The organism is Nocardiopsis terrae (assembly GCF_014651695.1).
Taxonomy (GTDB): domain Bacteria; phylum Actinomycetota; class Actinomycetes; order Streptosporangiales; family Streptosporangiaceae; genus Nocardiopsis; species Nocardiopsis terrae.
The window spans coordinates 700,756-710,507 of the sequence record NZ_BMXJ01000002.1; the positions used below are offsets into that span (position 1 = coordinate 700,756).

Genomic DNA, 9,752 nt, shown 5'->3' on the forward strand with positions numbered 1-9,752 from the left:
AAAATCGCCATAATCTCCGAGCGCACCGCACCGAGGGGCACGGGGGACGTCCCCCGCCCGCAGCCCCTGAAGACTCCCCGCTCGCTCCAAGAGATCGCGAGACAAAAAATTGAAGAGAACGCTCCTCTCCGCTGGGCTGACCCTCGTCCTCGTGGGCACCGGTTCCTCCGTGGCCTGGTCTGACGTCGCCACCGTGTCGGAACAGAACCTGGCCGAGATCGTCGAACTCCAGCCGGGGGTCTCACCGGAGGAGATGGCCGAGGCGGTCGCCGACTACGCCGCCTCCGACGGGCTCACCGAAGAGGCCGCCTCACAGGTCGTCCTCGCCGAACTCCGCCACCAGGAGGAACTCGCCGAGGAGGAGGCCGAGGAGACCGGTCCGTCCGAGGGCGAGGTGGGCACGATGTCGGTGGGTAAGGGCGCTCACAAACTCAGCGCCGCAAAACGCAAGGGCGACGTCTTCTACACGCCGAACACGATCAAGACCGGGCATGTCGGCATCTTCCACACGAAGGACAACATCGTGGAATCGATCCCCGGAACGCCGGTGCAGAAGATCCACCGTAACCGCCGTCTCGTCTACAACAACGCGGTCATGCAGTACGTCAAGACCACGCAGACGAAGCGGAACTCGGCGGCGAACTGGGCGAACAGCCGGGTCGGCAAGGACAAGTACTCGGCCAACTTCGCCACCAACCGCAAGACCGGGCACTACGGGGCCAAGAACTGCTCCAAGCTCGTGTGGAGCGCCTATCTGCTCAAGGCCAAATTGGACGTCGACGCCAACAAGGGGGCCGGGGTCTACCCGCGTGACATGCGGGACTCCAGCCACACGGTGACCTACAAAACCATCAAGGTCTGACCACACCCGACAAGCCCCTGCGGGGCGCCCTCCTCCAGGCGTCCCGCAAACTCCCGTCATCCCGAACCCGGAGCACTCCTTGCCGAGCGAGCACCCACCGCACGTACCCCTGTCCCTTCTGTGCTGCGGGGCGCTGGTTCTTGCCCTGACCGGTTGCGCCGGGCCCGACCTGGACCGCACGGACTACCTGGACGGCAAGGTCGCCGTCCTGTACTACTCCAGCGGCTTCTGGAACGCGATGACCAAGGGCTACGTCGTCTTCGTCGACGAAGACGGCACAACCGAGTCCGTGACGACCGAGGGCATGCAGTACGAAGCCATGGCCTACAACGGAACCGACCTGCTGTTCCACGAGGTCGCCACCAGCACGATCGTCGGCCCCGGAGCCACACGATTCGATCGCGCCAGCGAGGAGTACGGAGCCGTCATGGGCGGAACGCTCCCGGACGGGACCCTGTACACCGTCTTCAACACCGGGGACACGGGAGACGGCTACACCTCCTCGGTCAACTGGTACGACGGCGACACCCTGCGCACCGGCAGCGTGGACTCCGAGATCTGGCAGACCGGGGCAGGCCCGGACGGCACCCTCTACCTCACCGGGGTTCCCGACTCATGGGAGGAGGAAGAGCTCACCGTCACCCTCTACGCCGCGCAACTGGGCACCGAACTCACCTACGAGCCCGTCGCGGAATGGACCATCCACGAGGAGGATCTGCCGCAGGGGGGACTCACGGTCAACGGCGGTCACCTGTATCAACCGGAGTACTCACGGCGGGCCGAAGGAGTGGACGACCGGGAGGTGGGCCTGCGCCTGACCGACGTGGACCTCTCCGACGGATCGGTGGAACACCACCCCGTCGCCACCTACTACGACGACTACTACACCCATGACGACAGCGACGCCCCTCCAGCGGACAAGGCCGACCTGCCCAGCGCCGAAGCCGCCTGGTACTACGGAAGCCGCAGGACGCACCTGATCGACGACACCCTGTACCTCGTGGACGGCACCGGGCAGGCGTACCGCTTCGACACCACGACCGGCGAAGCCTCCGCCCACTTCACCACCGACCCCGAAGCGTCGGCGTCCGACGAGGTACACACCTCGTGGTCAGGCGAAGAACTGTACGTCTTCTTCCGGAACTTCGAGGACGAGGACAGGGCCACCCTCCAGACCTATGACGCCGCCACCGGAGAGATGACCTCCGAACTCGCCGTCACCGGGTTGGCGTCGCTCCCCATGGACCTGCGCGGCCTGGGCCTCTACGACTTCCTGCCCCTCACCGGAACCGGCTGAGCCCCGCCGACCGGCTGGTCGGCGGGGCCCCGCGGAAGCGTCGGTCCGGCTACACGGCCAGCGGGGAACCCACCGGCAGGGAGGTGTCCGTGGCCAGGTCGAGCGAGGACGGCGGCAGGCCCGCCGCCACGACCTCGGCGCCCAGGGCCGCGATCATCGCGCCGTTGTCGGTGCACAGGCGGGGGCGCGGGACGCGCAGTTCGATCCCGGCCTCGGTGCAGCGCTGCCGGGCCAGGGCCCGCAGGGCCGAGTTGGCCGCCACGCCGCCGCTGATCACCAGGGTGCTCACCCCGTGCTCCACGCAGGCGTCGACGGCCTTGCGGGTGAGCACGTCCACCACCGACTCCTGGAAGGCGGCGGCGATGTCGGCCACCACCAGGGGTTCGCCCCTGCGGTCGGTGTCCTCCACGTGGCGGGCCACGGCCGTCTTCAGCCCGGAGAAGGAGAAGTCGTAGGTGCCGTCGCCCCACTTGCCGCGCGGGAAGCGCATCGTCCTGGGGTCGCCGCGCTGGGCCGCCTGGTCGATGGGCGGACCGCCCGGGTAGGGCAGTTCCAGCAGCCGCGCCACCTTGTCGTAGGCCTCACCTGCGGCGTCGTCGACGGTGTCGCCGAGCGAGACCACGTCGGTGGCCAGGTCGTTGACCAGCAGCAGCGAGGTGTGGCCGCCGGAGACGAGCAGGGCGATCGCGGGTTTGGGCAGCGGTCCGTGCTCCAGCTGGTCGACGGCGACGTGCCCCACCAGATGGTTGACCCCGTACAGCGGCTTGCCGAGGGCCATCGCGTAGGCCTTGGCCGCGGAGACCCCCACCAGGAGCGCACCGGCCAGGCCGGGCCCGGCCGTGACGGCGACGGCGTCGACGTCGGACAGCTCCGCTCCGGCGCTGTCCAGGGCGCGGCGCACGGTCGGCGTCATGGCCTCCAGGTGCGCGCGGCTGGCCACCTCGGGCACGACCCCGCCGAAGCGGACGTGCTGTTCGACGCTGGAGGCCACCGAGTCACCGAGCAGTTCACAGCCCCGGACCAGCGCCACGCCGGTCTCGTCGCAGGACGTCTCGATCCCCAGGATCAACGGCTCACTCATCGGTCCCCTTCTCCGTGACGCGCCGCATGACGATCGCGTCCGCACCCTTGTAGTAGCCCCGGCGTACGCCGATCGCCTCGAAGCCGAAGCGTGTGTACAGGTCCTGGGCGCGCGGGTTGTCCGAGCGCACCTCCAGGAACATGTGGGTGACGCCGCGCTCGCCGGCCGCGGCGAGGAGCTCGGTGAGCAGCGCCCGGCCGATCCCCCTCCCCCACGCAGGTTCGGCGACGGCCATGGTCTGCACGTCGCCCTCGGGCGGGACGAACCGCAACCCCGCGTAGCCGACGACGGCGGTGTCCCCGGGTTCCCCGGACTCGGCCACCAGGTAGTGACGGGTGGCGGTCTCGGCGAGCTCCTCGCGGAGCATGCCCTCGCTCCAGGCGTCGAGCGGGAACAGGGCGCGTTCCAGCGCCATGACGGCCGGGACGTCGTCGGCGCTCATCCGGCGCAGGTGCGCCCGCTCGGTCACTTCACCCACTGTCGGACCTTCTTCGGGGCGCCGGGCTCGACCGCGTCGGGGCGGCGCAGGTAGAGGGGGTTGGGTTCGGGCAGGCTCCGGCCGCGGTGCAGGCGGAGCAGGGCCAGTTCGGCCATGGCGGCGGCGTCCGGGAGCAGCGGCTCGTCGGCCTCGGCCCCCAGCGCCTCGGCGTACATCCGGGCGCCGTCGCCGACCAGCGGCAGGCCCTGGGTGTCGATCTCGGCGGGCCGGTCGACGCGGACCTCGCCCGTCCGGGTGAGGTGGTCCTCGTAGCGGGCCCAGAACACCTCCTTGCGGCGGGCGTCGGTCATGCCCAGGAAGGGTTCGGTGCGCTTGGTGGCGAAGGCCAGCGCGTCCAGGGTGGTGACCCCGTGGCAGGGGATGCCCAGAGCGTCGGCGAGGGCGTGGCCGGTGGCCAGGCCGACCCGCAGTCCCGTGTAGGGGCCGGGGCCGGTGCCGACCGCGATGTGGTCGAGGTCGGCCAGGCTCAGGCCCGACTCGGCGAGCAGGTCCTGGATGGTGGGTGCGAGGAGTTCGCCGTGGCGGCGCGCGTCCACCGAGCTCGCGCCGGCGCGCAGTGTGAAGGCGCCGTCGGGGTCGGTCTCGCCGATGGCGGCGGTGACCGCCGGGGTGGCGGTGTCGAAGGCCAGGAGCAGCACTGGTTTGTCCGCCTATCCGCGCCCGGCGACTGTGCCGGGCAGGTCGATGTCGGCCCACCGGGCGCCGACCGGGCGCAGGTGGACGGTACGGGTGTCGTCGGGGTGGCGTTCGATCCGGATCTCCAGCCGGTCGTCGGCCAGCCCCTCGGCCACGCCCTCACCCCATTCGACGACGGTGACCGACTCGGGGAGGGTCATGTCCAGGTCGATGTCGTCGATCTCCGCGGGTCCGCCGAGCCGGTAGGCGTCCACGTGCACGAGGGCGGGACCGCCGGTCAGGGAGGGGTGGATCCGGGAGATGATGAAGGTGGGCGAGGTGACCGACCCGCGCACGCCCAGGCCCTGTCCGAGGCCCTGGGTGAAGGTGGTCTTGCCCGCGCCCAGGGGCCCGGAGAGGATGAGCAGGTCTCCGGGGCGGGCGAGGGCGGCGAGGTCACGGCCCAGAACGCGCATCTCCTCGTCCGTGGCGGCGGTGACCGCGTGGACGCGGAGCGCGCCTGTGGTGGTGGCTGTGGTGTCTGTCATGGCTCTCGCAGGCTCGTTCGGGTGGGTGGTCCGGGCGGCGGCCGAGCGCGCCGAAGTTACCTCTTCACCCAGGTTAGGCCGGGTGGAGGAGGTTCGTGACCGATATCGGGCAGAGCGTCAGGTCCCGCCGGTGTACTCGCGGGGCACCCGCGCACCGACCCGGGTGACGATCTCGTACGGGATGGTGTCCAGGATCTCGGCCCACTCCTCGGCGGTGGGAACGGCCGGGCACTCGCTCGGGTCGCCGAACAGTACCGCGTGCTCGCCCGCCTCCACCGGGGCGTTTCCGACATCGACAACGAACTGGTCCATGCAGACTGTTCCCGCGATGGTGCGGCGACGGCCGCCCAGCAGGACGGGGCCCTTGTTCGTGGCGGCCCTGGGCACCCCGTCGGCGTAGCCCAGCGGCACCAGGGCCAGCGTGGTCTCGCCCCGGGTGAAGTACCGGTGGCCGTAGGAGACGCCGCTGCCCTCGGGTGCCCGTTTGGTCAGTGCGACCTTGGCTTCGAGGGTCATTGCGGGACGCAATCCGGGCACGTCATAATCGGGAATCGGACACAGTCCGTAACTCGCGATACCGCCGCGGACCAGATCGAACCGGGCTTCGGGCAGGGTCAGCAGCGCGGCCGAGTTGGCGATGTGCCGGACCTCGGGGGCCAGTCCCGCCTTCTCCGCGACCTCCAGCGCCTCGTGGAACACGTCCAGCTGCGCCCGGATCGAGGGGTGGCCGGGCTCGTCCGCGCAGGCGAAGTGCGACCACACCCCGCTGACCTTCAACAGCCCCTCCTCCTCCGCACGGGCGGCGGCAGCGACCACCGACTCCCAGTCGGCCCGGTCGACCCCTCCGCGGTGCAGGCCGGTGTCGGCCTTGAGCTGGACCCGGGCGACCCGGCCCAGCCGGCGCGCCTCGGCGACCGCCTCGTCCAGGACGGCTCGGTGGCTGACCCCGAGGTCGATTCCGGCCTCGATCGCCTCGCCCACCGGCTCTCCCGGGGGGACGATCCAGGACAGCACGGGCACGGTGACGCCCGCTCGGCGCAGCTCCAGCCCCTCCTTGATGAACGCGGTCCCCAGCCACGTCGCACCGCCGGCGACGAGGGCGTGCGCGGCGGGCAGCATTCCGTGGCCGTAACCGTCGGCCTTGACCACTCCCATGAGCGGTGTTCCCCCGGCCAGCTCACGGAGCAGCCGGGCGTTGGAGGTGATCGCGTCGAGGTCGACGCGAGCATGCGCGAAAGGAGCCATGTCCACAGTGTTCCACGCGTGGATTACCGCTGCGGAGCTGCGGGTATGTGGGCTACGACCGAGTTCGAGCCCTATTTGGGGATATCGGTATGAACGAAAACGGAAGTGAACGAGCCGTCAACGTGACCCGGCTCTGGTCCGGCGGTCTGGCCACCGCGGTTGTCGCCGCACTGGTCATCTTCGCCGGAACCCTGGTGGTCAGGGGGATCTTCGGGATCCCGGTGCTGGCCCCGGAGGACGCCGGGTACCTGGGGGACGCCGGAACGGTCGGCTACGCGCTCCTGGCGGGCGTGGTCGCGCTCCTGGCGACCGCGCTGCTGCACCTGCTGCTGCTGTCCGCGCCCCGGGCGATCTCGTTCTTCGGCTGGATCGTCGGTCTGGCCACGGCCATCGCGGCCGTCACGCCCTTCACCCAGGGCGCCGAGATCTCCAGCCAGATCGCCACGGGTCTGATCAACCTGGTGTGCGGTGTCGCGATCGCCTCGCTGCTGCGCGGGGTCGGAAGGACCGCGATCATCAGTCGGGTGCCGGCCTCGTCCGGCCGCCGCCCGGGACCCGCGCTGCGACACGAGGGCGTCCTTCCCGACGTGAACCAGCGGGAGTACGACCCCGAGCGCTACCGCGCGCTGGAGGAGGACGCCGAGTACGACGCCGCCCGCTACCGCGCGGAGCGCCAGAGGGCGGAGGAGGAGCGTGCCCGCCACGGCATCCGTGACGACTGACCGCAGGGCGACGTACGAAGCGCGTGAAGGGGGCGGGGCCCGGAACGGGACCCCGCCCCCTTCGTGTGCCCGGACCGGGTAAGCCGCCCGTCCGGCGGATCCCGTGCGCGCTAGCGTGGGAGTCGCCCGAAACCCCCTTTTCGCACCCCCGAGGAACCCCCTTGAGCCGTGACGTGATCGCCCTGCTGGCCGAGAGCCCCAGCCGCCGCTCACTCCTGGAGGCACTGGCGGCAGCCGATCCCGACCTGCGTGTCCGGCTGGTCGCCGAGGGAACCGTGGTACAGCTGCGCGACGGTTCCGGACGGCTCGTGCTCGCCGTGCAGTCCGCACAGCGGCTCGCGGTGTCGGCTGAGGCCGACCGCCTGTTGGCGGAGGGGATCGGCGACGACCTCCCCGCCCAGCCGCTGTGGGTGGAGGCCCGGGGCGCGGCGCTGGCGGACACCGACACCGCCGGTACGGCACGAAGGTTCGCGCACCACCTGGCCGGGAGGCACGGCGGGAAGGTGTGGGAACCGCGGGCACGGCTCTTCCGGGAGGACCACCTGCTCGGCGGCACCGATCACCCCGCGGTGAGCGCGGTGACCGAGAGGAACGCCGTGCTGGTGCAGGACCGGCCGGTGGTGTCCCTGTCGAGCTGGACGGTGGACGCCCTGGCCCGGTACGGGCGTGCGGGGCTCGGCCTCCAACTGCTCACCCCCGCCACGAGCGTGCTCACGCACGCGATGCGCTCGCTCCTGGGAAACCCGAACGCCGTGTGGGTGGTACGCACCGCGGACGGGCACCACTACGACGGGTTCAACGGTCTGCCGATGACCTGGCAGGACGGGGTGGGGTACGTCCCGGACCCGCGGGCACGGACCGAGGACGGCCCGCACCGGGACTTCCGGGCCGAGGAGGAACACGTGAGCGGTACCCAGCTGCACGTGAGCCTCCAGGTGGACCATCCGGCCAGCGACGACCTGGAACTGGGCGGGGCCGTGGAACTGCTGGCCGAGCGGCTGGGCGGGGCACCGCCGTCGGTGTGGGGCGTCTCCGAGCCGCTGACCCGCGAGTGGGACACGGCGGGTGTCACCGCCCTGGCGCGCAACCGGGCGCCGGGCGAAACAACACTGGTTTTCGGCGGTCGGCCCGAGGGCTCCGCCGAGGAGGGCACCCGCCCCTTCGCCGGGAGGCTTCGGGTCTCGCGTACGGAGACGGGGATCCGCGAGCACGTCCAGTTCACGGTGGGACACCGGGCCGACGAGGATCCGGACCTGGACGCGCTGCGACCGCTCGTGCGTGAGCTGTCCGACCGGGACGGGCTGCGCTCCATGACCGTGCGACGCGCGTTCGGTCGCGCGGACCTGCTCCACCCGCCGCGCTGGGCGGGCGTGCCCGTCCCGGTGGGCCTGGCCGTGGGCGCGGAGGGCGTGACCTCGGTGGGCCGGGAGAGCGCCCTGGCGGCTCCGGTGCGCGGGGTACCGTTCGGCCCGCCCATGACACCGGTCGTCTGGTACCGGATCGGGGACGGGGTGGAACCGGACGGCTGGGAACGCTTTCAGGCCCTGATGCGGCACCTGCGCCCCGCCCGGCGGCCCCTCCGCCGCTGAGAGGTCAGCCGCCCATGATCAGGGTTTCGGCGTGCTCGGGGCTCAGGCAGTGCTCGATCACCATGACGGCGGCCCCGATCACGCCCGCGCTCTCGCCCGCCCTGGACGAGACGATGCTCAGGTTCTCCGTGGCCAGCGGCAGCGACCGCTGGTAGATGATCTCCCGTACCCCTGCGAGCAGGTGGTCCCCGGCCAGGGCGAGCGCGCCGCCGATGACGATCACCGAGGGGTTGAACATGTTCACCGAGGCGGCCAGTACCTCGCCGATGTCCCGGCCGGCCTGGCGCAGGGCGCGCAGCGCGGGCACGGAGCCGTTGCGGGACAGCTCCACCACGTCGCGGGCCCCCGAGGCGGGGATCCCCTCGGCGGTGAGCGCCTCGGCGAGGGCGTGGCCGCTGGCCACGGCCTCCAGGCAGCCGGTGTTGCCGCAGCGGCAGGGCCGGTCGTCGCCGCTGGGGACGTGGATGTGCCCCATGTCCCCGGCCGCCCCCTGGGCGCCCCGGTAGACGCGCCCCTCACTGACGATCCCGCAGCCGATGCCGGTGGCGACCTTGACGAACAGCAGATGGCTGGCGGTGGGCCAGGTGGCGTGGTGTTCACCGATCGCCATGATGTTGACGTCGTTGTCCACCAGCACGGGCCGGGCGATCCGGCTGTTGACGTAGCCGGCGACGTCGAAGTGGTCCCAGCCGGGCATGATCGGCGGGTTGACCGCGCGCCCCGTGGAGTGCTGGACCGGGCCGGGCAGGCCCACGCCGAAGCCGAGGAGTTCGTCGGCACCGCGGCCCGCGGACTCCAGCAGGGCCCGGCCGTGGTCGACCACCCAGTCCAGGACGGGTTCGGGCCCCAGCGCGATGTCGATGTCGGCGCGGTCCTCGGCGAGCACCGTCCCCGACATGTCGGTGAGGGCCATCCGGGCGTGGGTGGCGCCGAGGTCGGCGGCGAGGACGACCCGGGCGTCGGGCCGGAAGGAGAAGGTCGTGGGCGGTCGCCCGCCGGTCGAGACGGCCTCGCCCGCCGGACCGATCAGGCCGCTGGCCAGGAGCGCGTCCACGCGCTGGGTCACCGTGGAACGGGCCAGTCCGGTGACGGAGGCCAGTTCGGAGCGGGTTCGTGGGCGGCCGTCGCGGAGTAGCCGGAGCAGGGTTCCGGCACCTGGCGCGGCGGTGGTGGCGCCCGGGTTCCGCAGGGATGTCGCCCCCGGGGCCCCCGGGGCCGTCAGCGCATCTTCCGTCATGGAACCAGTGAAGCACAGGATCTATTGATCGATCCCACTCCATCTAATTTGTCCGCA

10 protein-coding genes are annotated in these 9,752 nt (G+C 71.5%); 4 read left to right on the plus strand and 6 right to left on the minus strand.

Going from position 1 to position 9,752, the window contains the following annotated elements:
* The first annotated feature begins 109 nt into the window (after nucleotides 1–109).
* Together IE195_RS07150 and IE195_RS07155 are read left to right on the plus strand one after the other, a co-directional pair.
* Nucleotides 110–862 (plus strand): hypothetical protein, encoded by a 753-nt coding sequence (locus IE195_RS07150; protein WP_191268671.1) that lies wholly within the window; start codon nucleotides 110–112, stop codon nucleotides 860–862.
* Nucleotides 863–941: 79 nt separating this feature from the next.
* Nucleotides 942–2,159 (plus strand): YycP family beta-propeller protein, encoded by a 1,218-nt coding sequence (locus tag IE195_RS07155; RefSeq protein ID WP_191268674.1) that lies wholly within the window; start codon nucleotides 942–944, stop codon nucleotides 2,157–2,159.
* Between the two features lie 49 nt (nucleotides 2,160–2,208).
* Here IE195_RS07155 and tsaD read toward each other — a convergent pair whose 3' ends face one another.
* The 5 genes from tsaD to alr all read right to left on the minus strand — a co-directional run bounded on the left by tsaD (nucleotide 2,209) and on the right by alr (nucleotide 6,147).
* Nucleotides 2,209–3,240: a tRNA (adenosine(37)-N6)-threonylcarbamoyltransferase complex transferase subunit TsaD gene (gene tsaD, locus IE195_RS07160; protein WP_191268676.1), complete on the minus strand. Its 1,032-nt coding sequence runs from the start codon at nucleotides 3,238–3,240 to the stop codon at nucleotides 2,209–2,211.
* Complete coding sequence (gene rimI / locus IE195_RS07165) at nucleotides 3,233–3,682, minus strand: ribosomal protein S18-alanine N-acetyltransferase (RefSeq protein WP_191269082.1); 450 nt, start codon at nucleotides 3,680–3,682, stop codon at nucleotides 3,233–3,235. The genes tsaD and rimI overlap by 8 nt, the downstream gene beginning before the upstream one ends.
* A gap of 23 nt (nucleotides 3,683–3,705) precedes the next feature.
* Nucleotides 3,706–4,377 (minus strand): tRNA (adenosine(37)-N6)-threonylcarbamoyltransferase complex dimerization subunit type 1 TsaB, encoded by a 672-nt coding sequence (gene tsaB / locus IE195_RS07170; RefSeq protein WP_191268678.1) that lies wholly within the window; start codon nucleotides 4,375–4,377, stop codon nucleotides 3,706–3,708.
* A gap of 12 nt (nucleotides 4,378–4,389) precedes the next feature.
* On the minus strand, nucleotides 4,390–4,902 hold the full coding sequence (gene tsaE / locus IE195_RS07175) for a tRNA (adenosine(37)-N6)-threonylcarbamoyltransferase complex ATPase subunit type 1 TsaE (RefSeq protein WP_191268680.1): 513 nt from the start codon (nucleotides 4,900–4,902) through the stop codon (nucleotides 4,390–4,392).
* Between the two features lie 117 nt (nucleotides 4,903–5,019).
* Nucleotides 5,020–6,147: an alanine racemase gene (gene alr / locus IE195_RS07180; RefSeq protein WP_191268682.1), complete on the minus strand. Its 1,128-nt coding sequence runs from the start codon at nucleotides 6,145–6,147 to the stop codon at nucleotides 5,020–5,022.
* 89 nt (nucleotides 6,148–6,236) lie between these two features.
* On the opposite strand from alr, the gene IE195_RS07185 reads away from it, so the two are divergent.
* Both IE195_RS07185 and IE195_RS07190 read left to right on the plus strand, forming a co-directional pair.
* Entirely contained in the window at nucleotides 6,237–6,869 is a 633-nt protein-coding gene (locus IE195_RS07185) for a DUF6069 family protein (RefSeq protein WP_191268684.1), read from the plus strand.
* 161 nt (nucleotides 6,870–7,030) lie between these two features.
* Nucleotides 7,031–8,458, plus strand: coding sequence for a DUF6177 family protein (locus tag IE195_RS07190; protein WP_191268686.1), 1,428 nt, complete (start codon nucleotides 7,031–7,033; stop codon nucleotides 8,456–8,458).
* 4 nt (nucleotides 8,459–8,462) lie between these two features.
* On the opposite strand, the gene IE195_RS07195 is transcribed toward IE195_RS07190, so the two are convergent.
* The gene (locus IE195_RS07195; protein WP_191268688.1) at nucleotides 8,463–9,695 is read right to left on the minus strand and encodes an ROK family transcriptional regulator; all 1,233 of its coding nucleotides are present in this window, start codon (nucleotides 9,693–9,695) and stop codon (nucleotides 8,463–8,465) included.
* Between the last annotated feature and the right edge of the window lie 57 nt (nucleotides 9,696–9,752).